Genomic DNA, 19,285 nt, shown 5'->3' on the forward strand with positions numbered 1-19,285 from the left:
GGTCCGTACTCGATGATCACCCAGCAGCCGCTGGGTGGTAAGGCCCAGTTCGGTGGCCAGCGCTTCGGTGAGATGGAGGTGTGGGCGCTGGAGGCTTATGGCGCCGCGTACGCCCTCCAGGAGCTGCTGACCATCAAGTCCGACGACGTGACCGGCCGCGTGAAGGTCTACGAGGCCATCGTCAAGGGCGAGAACATCCCCGAGCCCGGCATCCCCGAGTCCTTCAAGGTGCTCATCAAGGAGATGCAGTCCCTGTGCCTCAACGTGGAGGTGCTGTCCTCGGACGGCATGTCCATCGAGATGCGCGACACCGACGAGGACGTCTTCCGCGCTGCGGAGGAGCTTGGCATCGACCTGTCCCGGCGTGAGCCGAGCAGCGTCGAAGAGGTCTGACGGGAGTCCGGCCGAAGGTCCTGGTGAGGAATCTTCGGCCGGCCCCTGGACCCCCGTATCAGACCCCATGACTTACAACCCTGAGAGGGATTGACGCATAGTGCTCGACGTCAACTTCTTCGATGAGCTCCGGATCGGTCTGGCCACCGCTGACGACATCCGTCAGTGGAGCCACGGCGAGGTCAAGAAGCCTGAGACCATCAACTACCGCACCCTCAAGCCCGAGAAGGACGGACTCTTCTGCGAGAAGATCTTCGGTCCGACCCGGGACTGGGAGTGCTACTGCGGCAAGTACAAGCGCGTCCGCTTCAAGGGCATCATCTGTGAGCGCTGCGGCGTCGAGGTGACCCGCGCCAAGGTGCGCCGTGAGCGGATGGGCCACATCGAACTGGCCGCGCCCGTCACGCACATCTGGTACTTCAAGGGCGTCCCGTCGCGTCTGGGATACCTGCTCGACCTCGCCCCGAAGGACCTCGAGAAGGTCATCTACTTCGCGGCGTACATGATCACGTTCGTCGACGAGGAGCGCCGCACCCGCGACCTGCCCTCCCTGGAGGCGCACGTCTCCGTGGAGCGTCAGCAGGTCGAGAACCGGCGTGACTCCGACCTCGAAGCCCGCGCCAAGAAGCTTGAGGCCGACCTGGCCGAGCTGGAGGCCGAGGGTGCCAAGGCCGACGTGCGCCGCAAGGTGCGCGAAGGTGCCGAGCGCGAGATGAAGCAGCTGCGCGACCGTGCGCAGCGCGAGATCGACCGCCTGGACGAGGTGTGGACCCGGTTCAAGAACCTCAAGGTCCAGGACCTGGAGGGCGACGAGCTCCTCTACCGCGAGCTGCGTGACCGCTTCGGCACGTACTTCGACGGTTCGATGGGTGCCGCGGCGCTGCAGAAGCGCCTGGAGTCCTTCGACCTCGACGAAGAGGCCGAGCGCCTCCGCGAGATCATCCGCACCGGCAAGGGCCAGAAGAAGACCCGTGCGCTGAAGCGGCTGAAGGTCGTGTCTGCGTTCCTGCAGACCTCCAACAGCCCCAAGGGCATGGTCCTCGACTGCGTCCCGGTCATCCCGCCGGACCTTCGCCCGATGGTGCAGCTGGACGGTGGCCGCTTCGCGACCTCCGACCTGAACGACCTGTACCGCCGTGTGATCAACCGCAACAACCGCCTGAAGCGCCTTCTCGACCTCGGTGCGCCCGAGATCATCGTGAACAACGAGAAGCGCATGCTCCAGGAGGCCGTCGACGCGCTCTTCGACAACGGCCGTCGTGGCCGCCCGGTGACGGGCCCCGGCAACCGTCCGCTGAAGTCGCTGTCCGACATGCTCAAGGGCAAGCAGGGTCGCTTCCGTCAGAACCTGCTCGGCAAGCGCGTGGACTACTCGGCGCGTTCCGTGATCGTCGTCGGTCCGCAGCTGAAGCTGCACCAGTGCGGTCTGCCGAAGGCCATGGCGCTGGAGCTCTTCAAGCCGTTCGTGATGAAGCGCCTGGTCGACCTGAACCACGCGCAGAACATCAAGAGCGCCAAGCGGATGGTCGAGCGCGGCCGCACGGTCGTGTACGACGTCCTGGAAGAGGTCATCGCGGAGCACCCGGTTCTGCTGAACCGTGCGCCCACGCTGCACCGCCTCGGCATCCAGGCCTTCGAGCCGCAGCTGGTCGAGGGCAAGGCCATCCAGATCCACCCGCTCGTCTGCACCGCGTTCAACGCGGACTTCGACGGTGACCAGATGGCCGTGCACCTGCCGCTCTCCGCGGAGGCGCAGGCCGAGGCCCGCATCCTGATGCTGTCCTCGAACAACATCCTCAAGCCCGCCGACGGCCGTCCGGTGACGATGCCGACCCAGGACATGGTCCTTGGTCTGTTCTTCCTCACCACCGACGGCGAGCTGCGGAACGTGAAGGGCGAGGACCGCTCCTTCGCGTCCGTCGCCGAGGCGATCATGGCGTTCGACGCCGGCGAGCTCTCGCTGCAGTCGCGCGTGGACATCCGCTTCCCGGTGGGCACCATCCCGCCGCGCGGCTGGACCCCGCCGGCGCAGGAGGAGGGCGAGCCGGAGTGGCAGCAGGGTGACAGCTTCCGGCTGAAGACGACCCTGGGCCGCGCGCTCTTCAACGAGCTGCTGCCCGAGGACTACCCGTTCGTCGACTACGAGATCGGCAAGAAGCAGCTCTCCGAGATCGTCAACGACCTCGCCGAGCGCTACCCCAAGGTCATCGTGGCGGCGACGCTCGACAACCTGAAGGCGGCCGGCTTCTTCTGGGCGACCCGTTCCGGTGTCACCGTGGCCATCTCCGACATCGTCGTGCCGGACGCGAAGCGCGCGATCGTCAAGGGCTACGAGGACCAGGACGAGAAGGTCCAGAAGCAGTACGAGCGTGGTCTGATCACCAAGGAAGAGCGCACGCAGGAGCTCATCGCGATCTGGACCAAGGCGACCAACGAGGTCGCCGAGGCGATGAACGCGAACTTCCCGAAGACCAACCCGGTCTCGATGATGGTGAACTCGGGCGCCCGAGGCAACATGATGCAGATGCGTCAGATCGCCGGTATGCGTGGTCTGGTGTCGAACGCCAAGAACGAGACGATCCCGCGTCCCATCAAGGCGTCCTTCCGTGAGGGCCTGTCCGTGCTGGAGTACTTCATCTCCACGCACGGTGCCCGTAAGGGTCTGGCGGACACCGCCCTGCGTACCGCCGACTCGGGTTACCTCACCCGTCGTCTGGTCGACGTCTCGCAGGACGTCATCATCCGCGAGGAGGACTGCGGCACCGACCGCGGCCTCAGGCTCCAGATCGCGGAGGTCGGCGCGGACGGCGTGCTGCGCAAGGCCGACAACGTCGAGACCAGCGTGTACGCCCGTGCGCTGGCCGAGGACATCACCGTCGACGGCAAGGTGCTGGCCCCGGCCAACACCGACCTCGGCGACGTCCTCATCGACGAACTGGTCAAGCACGGTGTCTCCGAGGTCAAGACCCGCTCGGTCCTGACCTGTGAGTCCGCCGTCGGCACCTGCGCCATGTGCTACGGCCGCTCGCTGGCCACCGGCAAGCTGGTCGACATCGGTGAGGCGGTCGGCATCATCGCCGCCCAGTCCATCGGTGAGCCCGGCACGCAGCTGACGATGCGTACCTTCCACACCGGTGGTGTGGCCGGTGACGACATCACCCAGGGTCTGCCCCGTGTCGTCGAGCTCTTCGAGGCTCGTACGCCGAAGGGTGTCGCCCCGATCTCCGAGGCCCAGGGCCGCGTGCGGATCGAGGAGACCGAGAAGACCAAGAAGATCGTCATCACTCCGGACGACGGCAGCGACGAGACGGCGTTCCCGATCTCCAAGCGCGCCCGTCTGCTGGTCAGCGAGGGCGAGCACGTCCAGGTGGGCCAGAAGCTCACCGTGGGTGCCACCAACCCGCACGACGTGCTGCGGATCCTCGGTCAGCGCGCGGTCCAGGTCCACCTGGTCGGCGAGGTCCAGAAGGTCTACAACTCGCAGGGTGTGTCGATCCACGACAAGCACATCGAGATCATCATCCGGCAGATGCTGCGCCGTGTGACGATCATCGAGTCGGGCGACGCGGAGCTGCTGCCCGGCGAGCTGGTCGAGCGTTCGAAGTTCGAGACCGAGAACCGTCGTGTGGTCCAGGAAGGCGGCCACCCGGCCTCCGGCCGTCCGCAGCTGATGGGTATCACCAAGGCCTCGCTGGCGACGGAGTCCTGGCTGTCGGCCGCCTCCTTCCAGGAGACGACCCGAGTGCTGACGGACGCGGCGATCAACGCCAAGTCCGACAGCCTCATCGGCCTCAAGGAGAACGTCATCATCGGTAAGCTCATCCCGGCCGGTACGGGTCTGTCCCGCTACCGCAACATCCGGGTCGAGCCCACCGAAGAGGCCAAGGCCGCGATGTACTCGGCCGTCGGCTACGACGACATCGACTACTCGCCGTTCGGCACCGGCTCCGGCCAGGCCGTCCCGCTGGAGGACTACGACTACGGTCCGTACAACCAGTAAGGCGTACGTCAGCTGAAGGGCGGTCACCTCGCTTCGCGCGGGGTGGCCGCCCTTCGGCATGTCAGCGGGCGGTGAGCTGGACGAAGGTCACGACCGCGGTGGCGATCGCGGCAAGCACGCCGATGCTGGCGAGCGGCCAGCGTGAGCGTTCCAGCGACTCCACGCGCCGTTCGTGGTCGGCGAGTTGTCTGTCGGCCTGGTCGCAGCGCTGGACCACGAGCGCGAGCGAGCCGTCGACCCGGGCGAGGCGGGAGTCCAGGGTGCCGCGCAGGCGCTCCAGCTCCACCGCGACGGCGAGCGAGTCGTTCGGGTCAGGGTCGGTGCCGGCCTGGTTCCGCGAGTTGGCGGGGCCCACGTTGCGTCATCTCCTTGGGGATCTGTTCGAGTACGGGGTTCGGGGGAGGGGAGCGGTCTTCGGGGCCGCGTCAGGGCTGTGTCATGGCCGTTCGGTGTCCGGGTGCGGGCGGGCCGGCTGGGGGCCGGAGAGGGGCGGGAAGGGGAGGACCGTCGCGTCGGCGGGGGTGCCGGGGCGGGGCCTGTGCCGGTCCGCCGCCTCCGCTCTGCGGCGCTCGTCGTGTTCGCCGCGGTCGCGCCAGCCCTGGCCGTACGCGGTGAACTCCCGTCGCTCGATCTCCGTCCGTGTGGTGATCACCAGGTCCGGCGGAATCGGACGGCCCTTGAGGTGGGCGGCAAGGGCCCGGCGCAGCTCGGCGCTTGTCCCGGCCTCGTCGGTCTCGTTCCGTTCCGTGTCGTCGTCCCTGGTCATGAGGCCCTCGTATCCCTCCGTACCGTGCGGACCCTCGCTCTGTTCCACTCCGTTCGAATCGAACAAGTGAGCGATAGCTGTTCGCAGGGTACTCCACGCGCGTGCCCGCGCGGGGGAGAAACGGAAGCGATCACCTCCGGTGGGGTGCGGTGGGTGCGGACATGCGAAACGGCGGGCTGTTCCCCGATGCCCGGGTACAGCTCCGCCGCTGTCTCTACTGTGACATGTTGCGAGCGCGCTCGCAACTGGTTCGATCAGTCGGCCGCGAGGGTCCCGGCATCACTCTCGTCCGGCAGAAACTGCTCGACCACCCGTACGAACATGTCCCGCCGGTCGGCCGGTACGCCCAGCAGCTCGGCGACCTCCTCGGGAGTGGGCCGGCGGCCGGGCTCGGCGCCCGTGGCGGGGAAGAGCGGTCGCTCGTGCGGGTCGGCCAGCTCCTCGGCGGTCAGCCGTCCTGAGCGGATGAGCAGGTCGCGCACCGGCACCCCGAGCACGCGGGCGAGCCGGCGCGTGGTCTCCAGGTCAGGCATGCTCTGGCGCTGCAGCAGGCGAGTGACGGCGGCGCGGTGCACGCCCGCCTCGTCCGCGATCCGCGACTTGCCGCCGCCGCGCGGACTGTCGATGTCGTAGCCGCGGTCGCGCATCAGGCCCTCGACCCATGTGGCGAACGCGTCCAGATCCGGACTGGTCATCTGTCTGCTCGCTTCCCTAGGCGGGGACGTCCAGTTTGCTTGCGCGCGCGGTACTACGTGCGCTCGTGCAAGCACCGAGTATAGAGGCGCGGATGTCGGATGGGCAGAGTGGCCGGAACTAGATTGCGTGCGCACTCGCAACATGTCAGGGTGGACGGCCCCTGAAAGCCCCCTTCTTTTCTCCCTTTCCTCCCGGACCGAGAGAGGCCATGGCTCCCACCACCCCCACCACGCCCACCACCCCCACCACCCCCACCGCCCAGGCCGCCCGCTGGATCGACCGGCTGCTCCAGCAACTCCCCGAACTGGTGGTGGAGTTAGCCCCTGCCCGCCCGGCACCGGCCCACCGTCCCGGCTCCCCGCCGTCGACCGGCCACGGCACCGCCCCCATCCGCGTCCACGTCTCCGACGCCCTCCGTGACATCACGGACGGCGTGTTCGAACTGGAGGAGGCCGTGTGCGACCGCCTCGGCCTGCCCCGCCCGCACCGCGCATCCGTGCCCGAGCGCCTCCGGCGTATCGCCGCGCTCCTCGACGGCATCGCCGCCGACCCGGTGCTGGCCGCGCTCGTGCGCGACGAGAGCCGGCGGCTGGCCAGGCGGTGCGCGCGGGCGCTGGGGGACACCGACACCGTCGTACGGGTGTCCGGGCGCTGCCCCCGGTGCGGCTCCGTCTCGCTGCGCGAGTTTCCCGAGCGGGGGGCCGTCCTCTGTGTGAATCCCGGGTGCGAGGCCGGGCCGGAGCGGCGGGGAAGGGACGAGGCGGTTCCCGGTGCCCTCGCCGCTCGGGAGGTCGGGGTCGCGCCCGCGACCATCCGCAAGTGGGTCCAACTCGGCCGGCTTCAGGTGGCCGGGCGGGCGGGGCGGGCGCGGCTGTTTCGGCTGGCGGACGTGTTCGCGGCCGAGCGGGCGGCGCGGAGCGGCCCGCGGGGCCGGGGTGTTTCGAGTGACGGCCCCTGACGGCAGGGCGTCCGATGCCGCATCATGGAGGGACCTCGGGGGCGTTCGGGAGGTGCTCGGTGTCTCAACCGTCGTGGCAGCCGTGGCAGGACAAGGACGAGTCGTCGGTCAACGGCACGCCGTACGACACGCAGGGGAGAGACGCGTCCCGGCCGTCCTCCCACCCGCACCTTCAGCCCCAGCCGTATCTCCAGCCCCAACCTCCCCAGCCGCAACCTCAACCGCACCTTCAGTCGTGGCAGACCCCCGCCGCCCACACCGCCCCCGCCATGCTCGCCTCGCACGCCGACCGCGAGCGGGCCGTGGACGTGCTCAGGGCGGGGTTCGGGGAGGGGCGGCTTGAGAAGGGGGAGTTCGACCGGCGGGTGGAGCGCGTGTACGCGGCCCGGACCGTCGGGGAGCTGTCGCTGCTCGTGGCCGACCTGCCGCTGGGTCCCGTACCGCATCCGGCGCCCGTCACCGCCGTACCGCGGACGTTTCTGCCCCAGCCGGTGCCGCGGACGAACGGGAAGGCGGTCGGGGCCGCCATCTGCGGGGTGCTGTGTCTGCCGACCTTCGGGCTGACCGGGATTCCGGCGGTGGTGCTCGGGCACACCGCGCGTACGGAGATCCGGCGGACCGGGGAGAGCGGCGACGGGCTCGCGCTGACCGGGCTCGTGCTCGGTTGGCTCTCCACGGCCGGGTGGGCGCTGCTGCTGACGCTGATGATTCTGGTGGGTGTCACGACCGGATGACGGCCTGATGACGACCGGGTCCGACGTGTGCGGAATGTGAAATCGAAGATCGACTACGGCGTAGGGGCTTGACACCGGAGGCCCGGCACTGTTGGTGCCGTCCATTTGTTTTGACCGCAGCGTATGAGCTAGGTACCCTCGGACCTTGTGCCTGGGGTGTGCCCTGGCCCTTGTGCGTGCCTTCGAACCGTACTCGGACCGTGAGCGGCCACCGCAATCTGCGCTCTTACTGCCTGGCGGCGGAAGTCTGCAGCATTCGACACACCCGACCGCGTGGGTCGGCGACGTTCCAGGTTAGCTTCACCATTCGGCACACAGAAACCGGAGAAGTAGTGCCTACGATCCAGCAGCTGGTCCGGAAGGGCCGGCAGGACAAGGTCGAGAAGAACAAGACGCCCGCACTCGAGGGTTCCCCTCAGCGTCGTGGCGTCTGCACGCGTGTGTTCACGACCACCCCGAAGAAGCCGAACTCGGCCCTGCGTAAGGTCGCGCGTGTGCGTCTGACCAGCGGGATCGAGGTCACGGCCTACATTCCGGGTGAGGGACACAACCTGCAGGAGCACTCCATCGTGCTCGTGCGCGGCGGCCGTGTGAAGGACCTGCCCGGTGTTCGCTACAAGATCATCCGCGGCTCCCTTGACACCCAGGGTGTCAAGAACCGCAAGCAGGCCCGCAGCCGCTACGGCGCCAAGAAGGAGAAGTAAGAATGCCTCGTAAGGGCCCTGCCCCGAAGCGCCCGGTCATCATCGACCCGGTCTACGGTTCTCCTCTTGTCACCTCCCTGATCAACAAGGTGCTGCTGAACGGCAAGCGCTCCACCGCCGAGCGGATCGTGTACGGCGCCATGGAGGGCCTGCGCGAGAAGACCAGCAACGACCCGGTCATCACGCTCAAGCGCGCGCTGGAGAACATCAAGCCCACGCTTGAGGTCAAGTCCCGCCGTGTCGGTGGCGCCACCTACCAGGTGCCGGTCGAGGTCAAGCCCGGCCGCGCCAACACGCTGGCGCTGCGCTGGCTGGTCGGTTACTCCCGCGCCCGTCGCGAGAAGACCATGACCGAGCGTCTGCTCAACGAGCTTCTGGACGCTTCGAACGGCCTCGGTGCGGCCGTCAAGAAGCGCGAGGACACGCACAAGATGGCCGAGTCCAACAAGGCCTTCGCGCACTACCGCTGGTAGTCGCTACCCACATCGAGACCGAGAGAAGACCGAAGCCTTATGGCTACTACTTCACTTGACCTGGCCAAGGTCCGCAACATCGGGATCATGGCCCACATCGACGCGGGCAAGACGACCACCACTGAGCGGATCCTCTTCTACACCGGCGTCAGCTACAAGATCGGTGAAGTCCACGACGGCGCTGCCACCATGGACTGGATGGAGCAGGAGCAGGAGCGTGGCATCACGATCACCTCTGCTGCGACCACCTGTCACTGGCCGCTTGAGGACGACGACTACACGATCAACATCATCGACACCCCGGGGCACGTGGACTTCACCGTCGAGGTGGAGCGTTCGCTGCGCGTCCTCGACGGTGCCGTCACGGTGTTCGACGGTGTCGCCGGCGTTGAGCCGCAGTCCGAGACGGTGTGGCGTCAGGCCGACCGTTACGGCGTGCCGCGCATCTGCTTCGTGAACAAGCTGGACCGTACCGGCGCGGAGTTCCACCGCTGCGTCGACATGATCAAGGACCGCCTCGGTGCGGTGCCCCTGATCATGCAGCTTCCGATCGGTGCCGAGATGGACTTCAAGGGCGTTGTGGACCTGGTCCGCATGAAGGCGCTCGTGTGGTCCGCCGAGGCCGCCAAGGGCGAGATGTACGACGTCGTCGACATCCCGGCCACGCACACCGAGGCTGCCGAGGAGTACCGCGGCAAGCTGGTCGAGGCCGTCGCGGAGAACGACGACGAGATCATGGAGCTGTTCCTGGAGGGCCAGGAGCCCACCGAGGAGCAGCTGTACGCCGCGATCCGTCGTGTCACCATCGCGTCCGGCAAGTCCAACGGCGTCACCGTCACCCCGGTGTTCTGTGGCACCGCGTTCAAGAACAAGGGCGTCCAGCCCCTGCTCGACGCGGTCGTGCGCTACCTGCCGACCCCCCTGGACGTCGAGGCCATCGAGGGCCACGACGTCAAGGACCCCGAGGTCGTCGTCAAGCGCAAGCCGTCCGTGGACGAGCCGCTGTCCGCGCTCGCGTTCAAGATCATGAGCGACCCGCACCTGGGCAAGCTCACCTTCGTCCGGGTGTACTCGGGCCGCCTGGAGACCGGCACCGCGGTGCTGAACTCCGTCAAGGGCAAGAAGGAGCGCATCGGCAAGATCTACCGCATGCACGCGAACAAGCGTGAGGAGATCGAAGCGGTGGGCGCCGGCGACATCGTCGCCGTCATGGGCCTGAAGCAGACCACCACCGGTGAGACGCTGTGCGACGAGAAGCAGCCGGTCATCCTGGAGTCCATGGACTTCCCGGCGCCGGTCATCCAGGTCGCCATCGAGCCCAAGTCCAAGGGCGACCAGGAGAAGCTGGGTGTCGCCATCCAGCGTCTCGCGGAGGAGGACCCCTCCTTCCACGTCCACTCGGACGAGGAGACGGGCCAGACCATCCTCGGTGGTATGGGCGAGCTGCACCTGGAGGTGCTGGTCGACCGTATGAAGCGCGAGTTCCGCGTCGAGGCGAACGTCGGCAAGCCGCAGGTCGCGTACCGCGAGACGATCCGCAAGGCCGTCGAGCGTCACGACTACACCCACAAGAAGCAGACCGGTGGTACCGGTCAGTTCGCCAAGGTGCAGATCGCGATCGAGCCGATCACCGAGTCCGACGGCCCGGCGTACGAGTTCGTGAACAAGGTCACCGGTGGCCGTATCCCGAGGGAGTACATCCCTTCGGTGGACGCCGGTGCGCAGGAGGCCATGCAGTTCGGCATCCTGGCCGGCTACGAGATGACGGGCGTCCGCGTCATTCTTCTCGACGGTGGCTACCACGAGGTCGACTCCTCCGAGCTCGCGTTCAAGATCGCCGGCTCGCAGGCCTTCAAGGAGGCCGCCCGCAAGGCCAGCCCCGTGCTCCTCGAACCGATGATGGCCGTCGAGGTCACCACGCCCGAGGACTACATGGGTGAGGTCATCGGCGACATCAACTCCCGCCGTGGTCAGATCCAGGCCATGGAGGAGCGTGCCGGTGCCCGCGTCGTGAAGGGCCTCGTGCCCCTCTCGGAGATGTTCGGCTACGTCGGCGACCTCCGCAGCAAGACCTCGGGTCGCGCAAGCTACTCGATGCAGTTCGACTCCTACGCCGAGGTTCCGCGGAACGTCGCCGAGGAGATCATCGCGAAGGCCAAGGGCGAGTAACACACCCCGTTTACACGCTTTAGGCTTGACACCGACCGCCGGGGCTCACCCGGGAGGGCAGACCCCGGCGGGCGGCACCCCAGCAAAGATCACCTGGCGCCGATGAGTAAGGCGTACCAGAACCACTCCACAGGAGGACCCAGTGGCGAAGGCGAAGTTCGAGCGGACTAAGCCGCACGTCAACATCGGCACCATCGGTCACATCGACCACGGTAAGACGACCCTCACGGCCGCCATTACCAAGGTGCTGCACGACGCGTTTCCGGACCTGAACGAGGCCTCGGCCTTCGACCAGATCGACAAGGCTCCTGAGGAGCGCCAGCGCGGTATCACGATCTCGATCGCGCACGTCGAGTACCAGACGGAGACCCGTCACTACGCCCACGTCGACTGCCCCGGTCACGCGGACTACATCAAGAACATGATCACGGGTGCTGCCCAGATGGACGGCGCCATCCTCGTGGTCGCCGCCACCGACGGCCCGATGCCGCAGACCAAGGAGCACGTGCTCCTGGCCCGCCAGGTCGGCGTTCCGTACATCGTCGTCGCCCTGAACAAGGCCGACATGGTGGACGACGAGGAGATCCTGGAGCTCGTCGAGCTCGAGGTCCGTGAGCTGCTCTCCGAGTACGAGTTCCCGGGCGACGACCTGCCGGTCGTCAAGGTCTCGGCGCTCAAGGCCCTTGAGGGCGACAAGGAGTGGGGCCAGTCCGTCCTCGACCTGATGAAGGCCGTCGACGAGAACATCCCGCAGCCCGAGCGTGACGTCGACAAGCCGTTCCTCATGCCCATCGAGGACGTCTTCACGATCACCGGTCGCGGTACGGTCGTCACCGGCCGTATCGAGCGTGGTGTCCTGAAGGTCAACGAGACCGTCGACATCATCGGCATCAAGACCGAGAAGACCACCACCACGGTCACCGGTATCGAGATGTTCCGCAAGCTGCTCGACGAGGGCCAGGCCGGTGAGAACGTCGGTCTCCTCCTCCGTGGCATCAAGCGCGAGGACGTCGAGCGCGGCCAGGTCATCATCAAGCCCGGCTCGGTCACCCCGCACACGGAGTTCGAGGCCCAGGCGTACATCCTGTCCAAGGACGAGGGTGGCCGTCACACGCCGTTCTTCAACAACTACCGTCCCCAGTTCTACTTCCGTACGACGGACGTGACCGGCGTCGTGACCCTCCCCGAGGGCACCGAGATGGTCATGCCGGGTGACAACACCGAGATGAAGGTGGAGCTCATCCAGCCCGTCGCCATGGAAGAGGGCCTGAAGTTCGCCATCCGTGAGGGTGGCCGGACGGTCGGCGCCGGCCAGGTCACCAAGATCAACAAGTAAGTCCCGTTGGTCTGACCCGGTAGCTCCAGCGCGAGTTGCGGAAAAGGTCCGTACGACTTCGGTCGTACGGACCTTTTCGTTTCCCGGGCCGTGGCGATGATTCCTGGGTGAAGTCTTGGAAAACCTTGTGAGGCGCCTCTTTGAGAACTGGGCCAATTCCGTGTGGCCGATGCACGGAATGTTCTTGTCTGCTCGCTGTGGGGTGGTTGTGACGGCCTAGCGTGGAGGGCTCGTAGGGCCGGCGGGGCCAGGACGCACACAGGGGATGGCTGGAGTCTGATGCGTGAGGCGCACAGCGGATCGTTGATCGTCACCGGCGGCAAGAAGGGCGGGGTCCCGCAGCAGCGGCAGCAGCTCGACGACGTGCCGACGCAGCAGCTGCGGACGGTACGGCCGGGACAGCGCACGACCGCCCCGAGTCTCCCGAGCACGCCGAGCGCCCCGGTCCGACGCGAACGCCCGCGCCTGTACGCCATCGACGGCATCCGTCTGGTCGCCGCGCTGATGGTGGCGGTGCACCACTACGCCGGCACGTACCGCGTGAACCAGCCGCACAACGCCATCTGGGACCGGCCGGTCTCCGACATCATGCCGACGGTGTTCCATGTCGCGACCTACGGCTGGATCGGCGTCGAGATCTTCTTCGTCATCAGCGGCTTCGTGATCTGCATGTCCTGCTGGGGCCGCACCCCGAGGCAGTTCTTCACCTCCCGGGTGATGCGGCTCTACCCGGCCTACTGGTTCGCCATCGTCTTCACGACGGCCGTGCTCGTCGCCCTGCCGGGCGTCTGGGACCGGCTCAAGCCCCGCGACATCCTCCTCAACTTCACGATGCTGCAAGCCGGTTCGAACGTGGCCAACGTCGACGGCGTCTACTGGACCCTCTGGTCGGAGCTCCGCTTCTACCTCCTCTTCCTCGTCGTCGTCGCCATGGGTCTGACGTACCGCAGGGTCGTGCTGTTCTGCTGTCTGTGGGGCGCGGCGGCGATGCTCGCGCCGGTCGCGAAGTTCCACCTGCTGGAGCTGATCGCCAACCCCGAGGGCGCCTGGTACTTCATCGCCGGCCTCGCCCTCTACCTCATGTACCGCTTCGGCCAGGACCTCCTGCTGTGGGGCATCCTCGGGATGGCCTGGCTGATGGGCCAGCGGGAACTGGGCCTGCGGATCGACAAGGTCGAGCATGTGTCCGGCTGGCGCGGAAGCGTGGTGATCTTCACGGTCTTCCTGCTGATCATGGTGGCGATCGCCCTCGGCGCGACGGACCGCATCCAGTGGAAGTGGCTGGTGACGGCCGGCGCGATGACGTATCCGCTGTATCTGATGCACTACGTGGCGGGTACGACGCTGATCCACCGGCTCAAGGACACGATGGACGCGCGGCTGCTGGTCGCGGCGGTCATCGCGGGCTTCATGGCGCTGAGCTGGCTCGTGCACCGGTTGGTGGAGCGGCCGGTGGCGGGGCTGATGAAGCGGGGCCTGGACACGTCGTTCGCGCGGCTGCGGAACGCGGGGTCGTAGGGGCGGAGTGCCGCTCCGGGACCGGGCGTTGTTCAGGACCGGCGCAGTACGTTCACCGCGGTGTCGAAGGCGGAGTCGCGGTTCTTGGCGAACTCCTCCTTCGTGAAGACCGGTTCGGTCAGCTGGGGCGGGATGCCGGTGCCGTCGAAGGTGCGGCCGGTGCGGGTCAGGAACTCCTCGTTGGGCAGCCAGGCGACCATGCCGTTCGGGAGCCGGCGGGCCATGGTGTCGGAGAAGACGCCCTGGGTGGCCTGCCCGATCCGGACCGTCCGCCCCGGCCGATCGATGAGGGCCTGGGTGAAGGTCTCGCCAGCGCTCACGGTGGAACCACCGGTGAGCAGGGCGACCGGCCCGGTGTAGCGGGGCGCGTGAGCCGGCGTGACGCGGATCGGCTCGGGCCGGGTGAACCGGGTCGGGTCGGCGGGGTCGTTGCGGGCGCGCTTGGCGTAGGCGACGTAGGGCGTGTCCGTGAGGCGCTCGGCGATGTGGATGCCGAGGGAGTCGGCGCCACCGCCGTTGACCCGGAGGTCGATGATCAGGCCGCGGAGGTGCCGGGTGCGGTCGGGGGTGAGTACGGCGGTCAGGGCGCGGTCGAGTTCGGCGAGGTCGGCGGCGTAGGAGTGGTCGTGGGGGTTGTAGCCGGAGAAGGAGGCGATACGCAGGTATCCCAAGGTGCCGGTTTCACCCTTGAGATCGGCGTAGGTGATCAATCCGTCGGCGAACTCCTGCACGGGTGAGGCGCCCTTGAGGTCCCGCGCGATGACGAACTTCCGTACCTTGTCGTTGAGTTCCGGGCCGGGGATCTCGGTGCCGGGGCGGCCGACGCCGTAGTGGCGGTCGCCGTCCTGGACGACGACATGGGCGTCGTGCAGGGGCTTCACCATCCGGCTGAAGAGTGCGAAGAGCTGGTCGCGGGTGGTGTCCGCGTGGACCTGGGGGCGGTAACTGTCCCTGACGGCCTGCCAGTCGATGCCCTTGGCGGCGAAGAAGGGGTAGTTCTCCTCGAACGACTGCCAGAAGACGTCGAAGGCGGCGCGGGGGTCGTCGGCGGGGAGCGGGTGGGCGCAGTCGGCGGGGAGGGCGGCGACGCGGTGCAGCTGCCGATGGCCAACCGAACTGTCCGCGGAGAGGGTGGCGTGATCGCCGTCGGAGCCCGGCCGCACGGTGAGCACGGAACCGTCCGTCGTGTACGTCCACGGTCCCGTCCGTTCCGCGAAGTCGCCCTTGATACAGCTGACGGCGGTGGTCTGGTACTCCTGCATGCCGTCTTCGCCGAGGGCGAGCACGGTGCCGTAGCCGTCTGTGCGCCAGAGGGTGGGGGTGCGGGGGCCCTGGGGGGTGCCGGCGAAGGCGGCCGGGGCTGCGGCCGCGGCGAGGGTGAGGGCGACGGCCGGGGCGAGTGCGAGGGTGATGCGCACGGTGGGGTCCTCTCGAAGACGGTGTCTCCACGGTGCCGGGGAGATCATCGGGGGACCATCCGGCACGCTGGTGCTTGGGGGGTGGGGGGAACCCCAGGAGGCGGTGCCGTGGTGGCGACGGGAGGGGCGGTCGATCCGTGCGGCACGGAGAAGGCGTGAGGTGAGGGGAGGCATGGTGGATCCGGGCGCTGTGGTGTCGGTTTTTCCGGGAGTCGAGGAGTTCGCGGGTGTTCCTGATGCCTGGCACTGGTCGCCGGCGCCGGGGCTGGACTTCGCCGCGGCTCGCCCGGCGGCTTCGTCGAGTTCGAGAACCGGCAGGGCAGGTCTGGCGGGTGGAGTGGGACGACGGCTGGTTCCTGGGGGAGGAGAGCGGGGCTGTGGTTCGTCCGGTCGAGCTCGCCGAGCTTCTTCTCTTCGTGAGTGCACTGTTGCGTGACTGAACGGGGGCAGGGGTGTTCATGGGCGTCTGCCCGGCCGATCATCGGGAGTTGACCCGTATCCACGGCACGGGCTGTTTCGACGAGTTTCTGTGGGTCTTCGCTGACGGTGCGGCGAACGCCGAGCTCGATATCCGCCACCAGACCGAGCAGTTGCGGTCGATCCTCCGGGGCAGGTCGTTGGATGTGCTGAGGGGGGTGCTCGATGAGCACGGTGCCGGAGTCGAGGATCTGGTCCAGTGGGGCGTGACCGACAACGCCGACGTGTTGGCCTGGATCGCGGTGGGGGAGCCCGACGCCTGGCCGACGGTGATCATCCAGGCCGGACAGCTCGGTGCCGTCGTATCGCTCGAAGGCTCGACCGCCACGCTGCTCCGTCTTCTCACGGGGTCGTTGCGAGTGCCGTTCTTCCCGGAGGACTTCCCCAGCGAGCACCCGGAGTTCTCCGTGAACCCGTACGCGTGAGCGGCTCAATGGGTCAGCCGCGGCCCCAGCACCGGCAGCAGTCTGTCCCTCAGTAGGCGTCGGGCCGGTTCCGTGGAGAGCCACAGGAGTTTGTGGTGGGTGCCGTCGGTCATCGTCAGGGTCATGCCGGATGTGGTGGCGCCGCCGTGCAGGCGGGCGTGGTGGATGTCGGTGAAGGGGATGACCTTGTTCGTGCGGTGGGCGCGGCGGATCGCGTCCGGGTCGTGGGCGACGAGGCGGTACGGGTCCCGGGCTGTTACTCCGGAGCCGTTCTGGGAGTTCAGTACGGACTTCAGGAGGCCGCTGCGTACGCGGACCAGGTGGTCGGGGAGCAGCCACAGTTCGCCGTGGATCCAGTCCAGCCAACCCGTGGTGCAGGTGGCGGCCAGGAGTTTGGCGGGTTGCAGTCGGACGCGGGACGCCCGTGCCACCGCTTCGTCCAGTAACGCGCCCCAGGCGTCGATGGACCGGACCCGGCGTGGGTCTCGTATCGCTCCTGCTTCCGAGGTGAAGTGGAGGTGCGCCCAGCCGGTGTCGTGCAGTTCCACGGTGAGCATGACCTGCCAGGCGGGCGAGGTGAGTTGGACGGCCAGGTGGGCGCGGTCGTCCGTCCAGAGGGTGGGGGAGACCTCGTGGCCGGCCGCCGACCAGAGGGGGCTGCGGGCTTCGAGTTCCGTCGCGGCCTGGGCCAGGGCTATGCGCTGCGTCACGTCGGGATTCTGGCGGACGTGCAGGCCGTGCCGCCACGCCGGTGGCACCCGTGTTTGACCTGCGTCACTCCCGGGGTATTCTCTCCGGCTCGATTGGCCAGGGCCCTGCCCCATATGGCAGACTGTCGGAGTTGCTCGGTCGAGTGTTGATGCTGCGCGCCTCCCGCCGGGAGGACCGGAAGCGAGTCCCACAGTACTCGTCGCCCTAACTGCCGTAAGGCAGCGCTGGGGCGGACGTACGGGAATCTTTCGGGAAGTGCGGTGCGGCACCGGCCAGGCGCCCGGTGAACCTCTTTCTCAGGCAAGGGATGTTCGGACAAGGGACATCTGTGTCAGTGAAAGTGCGACACGCCCGACCGCGTGGGTCGGAGGAAGTCAGTGGAGCACCGGGTTCCAGAGCTGTAAAAGAGACAGGACTACTGAGTAGCCATGGCGGGACAGAAGATCCGCATCCGGCTCAAGGCCTACGACCACGAGGTCATCGACTCCTCGGCGAAGAAGATCGTCGAGACGGTGACCCGCACTGGTGCGTCGGTCGCGGGCCCGGTGCCGCTGCCCACTGAGAAGAACGTGTACTGCGTCATCAAGTCGCCGCACAAGTACAAGGACTCTCGCGAGCACTTCGAGATGCGCACGCACAAGCGCCTCATCGACATCCTCGACCCCACCCCCAAGACCGTTGACTCTCTGATGCGACTCGACCTCCCGGCCGGTGTCGACATCGAGATCAAGCTCTAGGGGTCGGTGAGCTGAAGATGGCAAAGCAGATCAAGGGCATCCTGGGCGAGAAGCTCGGCATGACGCAGGTGTGGGACGAGAACAACCGTGTTGTTCCCGTCACCGTCGTCAAGGCCGGACCCAACGTCGTGACCCAGGTCCGTACGAACGACAGTGACGGCTACGAGTCGGTCCAGATCGCCTTCGGCGAGATCGACCCGCGCAAGGTGAACAAGCCCCTCAAGGGTCACTTCGCCAAGGCCGATGTCACCCCGCGTCGCCACCTCGTCGAGATCCGCACCGCGGCCGCCTCCGAGTACACGCTCGGCCAGGAGATCACCGCTGAGGTGTTCGAGGCCGGCGTGAAGGTCGACGTGACCGGCAAGAGCAAGGGCAAGGGCTTCGCCGGTGTCATGAAGCGTCACAACTTCAAGGGCCTCGGCGCCGGACACGGCACCCAGCGCAAGCACCGCTCTCCCGGCTCCATCGGTGGCTGTGCCACCCCGGGCCGTGTGTTCAAGGGCCTCCGCATGGCGGGTCGTATGGGCAACGAGCGGGTCACCACCCAGAACCTGACCGTCCACGCCGTTGACGCGGAGAAGGGTCTGCTGCTCATCAAGGGCGCGGTTCCTGGTCCGAACGGCGGCCTCGTCCTGGTCCGCACTGCGGCCAAGGGGGCCTGAGGTAACCGATGAGCACTGTTGACATCCTTTCGCCGGCGGGCGAGAAGGCCGGATCCGTCGAGCTCCCCGCGGAGATCTTCGACGTCGAGAAGGTTTCCATCCCGCTGATCCACCAGGTAGTCGTCGCGCAGCTGGCCGCGGCCCGTCAGGGCACGCACAAGACCAAGCGTCGTGGCGAGGTCCGTGGTGGTGGCAAGAAGCCGTACCGCCAGAAGGGCACCGGCCGCGCCCGCCAGGGCTCGACCCGTGCGCCGCAGTTCGCCGGCGGTGGCGTCGTCCACGGCCCGCAGCCGCGTGACTACTCGCAGCGGACCCCGAAGAAGATGAAGGCCGCGGCCCTGCGCCACGCCCTCACCGACCGGGCCCGCCACAACCGCATCCACGTCGTCTCCGGACTCATCGAGGGCGACAACCCGTCCACGAAGTCCGCCCGGACGCTGTTCGGCAAGATCTCGGAGCGCAAGAACCTGCTCCTGGTCATCGAGCGCGCCGACGAGGCCGCGTGGCTGTCCGCCCGCAACCTGCCCCAGGTCCACATCCTGGAGCCGGGCCAGCTGAACACGTACGACGTTCTCGTCTCGGACGACGTGGTCTTCACCCAGTCCGCGTTCGAGTCCTTCGTGTCCGGCCCGAAGGCCAATGACACCGAAGGGAGCGAGGCCTGATGGCTACGCGCCACCCGAGCATCGCCGCCAAGGCGGCCAAGGCCGCCAAGGCCGCGCGCGTCGCGAAGGCCAAGCGCCACGCGACCGAGGGCAAGAACACCGTCGTCACGCCGCTCAGCAAGTCGTACACGGACCCCCGTGACGTGCTGCTGAAGCCGGTCGTGTCGGAGAAGAGCTACGCGCTCCTGGACGAGAACAAGTACACGTTCATCGTCGACCCGAACGCCAACAAGACCCAGATCAAGCAGGCCGTCCAGGCGGTCTTCTCGGTCAAGGTCACCGGGGTCAACACGATCAACCGCATCGGCAAGCGCAAGCGCACCAAGACCGGCTTCGGTCAGCGCGCGGGCAGCAAGCGAGCGATCGTGACCCTCGCAGAGGGCGACCGTATCGACATCTTCGGCGGTCCGTCCGCGTAAGCGGGTCGGATCGTCCGATATCGG

Annotated in this window: 19 protein-coding genes; 14 read left to right on the forward strand and 5 right to left on the reverse strand. The window is 67.5% G+C overall.

All coding sequences use genetic code 11. The features are described from left to right. Positions 1-393: DNA-directed RNA polymerase subunit beta (locus ACWDR3_RS32040; RefSeq protein ID WP_450356072.1), on the forward strand; the 393-nt coding region annotated here is incomplete at its 5' end. A gap of 100 nt (positions 394-493) precedes the next feature. Further along, entirely contained in the window at positions 494-4,393 is a 3,900-nt protein-coding gene (locus ACWDR3_RS32045) for a DNA-directed RNA polymerase subunit beta' (RefSeq protein ID WP_123998326.1), read from the forward strand. Between the two features lie 61 nt (positions 4,394-4,454). On the opposite strand, the gene ACWDR3_RS32050 is transcribed toward ACWDR3_RS32045, so the two are convergent. The 3 genes from ACWDR3_RS32050 to ACWDR3_RS32060 all read right to left on the reverse strand — a co-directional run bounded on the left by ACWDR3_RS32050 (position 4,455) and on the right by ACWDR3_RS32060 (position 5,854). Further along, complete coding sequence (locus ACWDR3_RS32050) at positions 4,455-4,748, reverse strand: hypothetical protein (RefSeq protein WP_450356073.1); 294 nt, start codon at positions 4,746-4,748, stop codon at positions 4,455-4,457. A gap of 81 nt (positions 4,749-4,829) precedes the next feature. Further along, positions 4,830-5,159 (reverse strand): hypothetical protein, encoded by a 330-nt coding sequence (locus ACWDR3_RS32055; protein WP_450356074.1) that lies wholly within the window; start codon positions 5,157-5,159, stop codon positions 4,830-4,832. 254 nt (positions 5,160-5,413) lie between these two features. Next, positions 5,414-5,854: a helix-turn-helix domain-containing protein gene (locus ACWDR3_RS32060; RefSeq protein WP_450356075.1), complete on the reverse strand. Its 441-nt coding sequence runs from the start codon at positions 5,852-5,854 to the stop codon at positions 5,414-5,416. Positions 5,855-6,567: 713 nt separating this feature from the next. Between ACWDR3_RS32060 and ACWDR3_RS32065 the strand changes: the two genes are divergently transcribed. The 7 genes from ACWDR3_RS32065 to ACWDR3_RS32095 all read left to right on the forward strand — a co-directional run bounded on the left by ACWDR3_RS32065 (position 6,568) and on the right by ACWDR3_RS32095 (position 13,747). After that, positions 6,568-6,813, forward strand: a complete 246-nt coding sequence (locus tag ACWDR3_RS32065) for a hypothetical protein (protein ID WP_450356090.1) — start codon at positions 6,568-6,570, stop codon at positions 6,811-6,813. Between the two features lie 269 nt (positions 6,814-7,082). After that, the gene (locus ACWDR3_RS32070; RefSeq protein ID WP_450356091.1) at positions 7,083-7,547 is read left to right on the forward strand and encodes a DUF1707 and DUF4190 domain-containing protein; all 465 of its coding nucleotides are present in this window, start codon (positions 7,083-7,085) and stop codon (positions 7,545-7,547) included. Between the two features lie 332 nt (positions 7,548-7,879). After that, positions 7,880-8,251 carry a 30S ribosomal protein S12 gene (rpsL, locus tag ACWDR3_RS32075; RefSeq protein WP_003948652.1) on the forward strand — a complete coding sequence of 124 codons (372 nt, stop codon included), beginning with the start codon at positions 7,880-7,882 and terminating at the stop codon, positions 8,249-8,251. 2 nt (positions 8,252-8,253) lie between these two features. Then, on the forward strand, positions 8,254-8,724 hold the full coding sequence (gene rpsG / locus ACWDR3_RS32080; RefSeq protein WP_007384059.1) for a 30S ribosomal protein S7: 471 nt from the start codon (positions 8,254-8,256) through the stop codon (positions 8,722-8,724). A gap of 39 nt (positions 8,725-8,763) precedes the next feature. Further along, positions 8,764-10,893, forward strand: coding sequence for an elongation factor G (fusA, locus tag ACWDR3_RS32085; protein WP_450356076.1), 2,130 nt, complete (start codon positions 8,764-8,766; stop codon positions 10,891-10,893). A 142-nt stretch (positions 10,894-11,035) separates the two neighbouring features. Further along, the gene (gene tuf / locus ACWDR3_RS32090; RefSeq protein ID WP_123998321.1) at positions 11,036-12,229 is read left to right on the forward strand and encodes an elongation factor Tu; all 1,194 of its coding nucleotides are present in this window, start codon (positions 11,036-11,038) and stop codon (positions 12,227-12,229) included. Positions 12,230-12,508: 279 nt separating this feature from the next. Continuing rightward, positions 12,509-13,747 (forward strand): acyltransferase family protein, encoded by a 1,239-nt coding sequence (locus ACWDR3_RS32095; RefSeq protein ID WP_450356077.1) that lies wholly within the window; start codon positions 12,509-12,511, stop codon positions 13,745-13,747. A 32-nt stretch (positions 13,748-13,779) separates the two neighbouring features. Here the strand turns inward: ACWDR3_RS32095 and ACWDR3_RS32100 are convergent, their stop codons facing one another. After that, entirely contained in the window at positions 13,780-15,159 is a 1,380-nt protein-coding gene (locus ACWDR3_RS32100; RefSeq protein ID WP_450356092.1) for a S41 family peptidase, read from the reverse strand. A gap of 464 nt (positions 15,160-15,623) precedes the next feature. Between ACWDR3_RS32100 and ACWDR3_RS32105 the strand changes: the two genes are divergently transcribed. Continuing rightward, positions 15,624-16,067, forward strand: a complete 444-nt coding sequence (locus tag ACWDR3_RS32105; protein ID WP_450356078.1) for a hypothetical protein — start codon at positions 15,624-15,626, stop codon at positions 16,065-16,067. Positions 16,068-16,072: 5 nt separating this feature from the next. Here the strand turns inward: ACWDR3_RS32105 and ACWDR3_RS32110 are convergent, their stop codons facing one another. Then, complete coding sequence (locus ACWDR3_RS32110) at positions 16,073-16,777, reverse strand: hypothetical protein (RefSeq protein WP_450356079.1); 705 nt, start codon at positions 16,775-16,777, stop codon at positions 16,073-16,075. A 429-nt stretch (positions 16,778-17,206) separates the two neighbouring features. Between ACWDR3_RS32110 and rpsJ the strand changes: the two genes are divergently transcribed. Genes rpsJ through rplW form a run of 4 tightly spaced genes read left to right on the forward strand, consistent with a single transcriptional unit; the run spans position 17,207 to position 19,261 of the window. After that, positions 17,207-17,515 carry a 30S ribosomal protein S10 gene (gene rpsJ, locus ACWDR3_RS32115; RefSeq protein ID WP_003948644.1) on the forward strand — a complete coding sequence of 103 codons (309 nt, stop codon included), beginning with the start codon at positions 17,207-17,209 and terminating at the stop codon, positions 17,513-17,515. Positions 17,516-17,532: 17 nt separating this feature from the next. Further along, positions 17,533-18,177, forward strand: a complete 645-nt coding sequence (gene rplC / locus ACWDR3_RS32120; protein ID WP_123998314.1) for a 50S ribosomal protein L3 — start codon at positions 17,533-17,535, stop codon at positions 18,175-18,177. 8 nt (positions 18,178-18,185) lie between these two features. Further along, positions 18,186-18,842, forward strand: a complete 657-nt coding sequence (rplD, locus tag ACWDR3_RS32125) for a 50S ribosomal protein L4 (RefSeq protein WP_123998313.1) — start codon at positions 18,186-18,188, stop codon at positions 18,840-18,842. Continuing rightward, positions 18,842-19,261, forward strand: coding sequence for a 50S ribosomal protein L23 (gene rplW / locus ACWDR3_RS32130; protein WP_402353311.1), 420 nt, complete (start codon positions 18,842-18,844; stop codon positions 19,259-19,261). The genes rplD and rplW overlap by 1 nt, the downstream gene beginning before the upstream one ends. Positions 19,262-19,285 lie beyond the last annotated feature (24 nt).

This window comes from Streptomyces sp. NPDC001002 (assembly GCF_053599215.1).

Coding starts and splice junctions, on each gene's coding strand:
- ACWDR3_RS32105 (WP_450356078.1), top strand. CDS start 15,624: ATGGGCGTCTGCCCGGCCGATCATCGGGAGTTGACCCGTATCCACGGC.
- ACWDR3_RS32055 (WP_450356074.1), bottom strand. CDS start 5,159: ATGACCAGGGACGACGACACGGAACGGAACGAGACCGACGAGGCCGGG.
- rplW (WP_402353311.1), top strand. CDS start 18,842: ATGGCTACGCGCCACCCGAGCATCGCCGCCAAGGCGGCCAAGGCCGCC.
- rplD (WP_123998313.1), top strand. CDS start 18,186: ATGAGCACTGTTGACATCCTTTCGCCGGCGGGCGAGAAGGCCGGATCC.
- ACWDR3_RS32095 (WP_450356077.1), top strand. CDS start 12,509: ATGCGTGAGGCGCACAGCGGATCGTTGATCGTCACCGGCGGCAAGAAG.
- ACWDR3_RS32060 (WP_450356075.1), bottom strand. CDS start 5,854: ATGACCAGTCCGGATCTGGACGCGTTCGCCACATGGGTCGAGGGCCTG.
- rpsJ (WP_003948644.1), top strand. CDS start 17,207: ATGGCGGGACAGAAGATCCGCATCCGGCTCAAGGCCTACGACCACGAG.
- rpsG (WP_007384059.1), top strand. CDS start 8,254: ATGCCTCGTAAGGGCCCTGCCCCGAAGCGCCCGGTCATCATCGACCCG.
- fusA (WP_450356076.1), top strand. CDS start 8,764: ATGGCTACTACTTCACTTGACCTGGCCAAGGTCCGCAACATCGGGATC.
- ACWDR3_RS32070 (WP_450356091.1), top strand. CDS start 7,083: ATGCTCGCCTCGCACGCCGACCGCGAGCGGGCCGTGGACGTGCTCAGG.
- rplC (WP_123998314.1), top strand. CDS start 17,533: ATGGCAAAGCAGATCAAGGGCATCCTGGGCGAGAAGCTCGGCATGACG.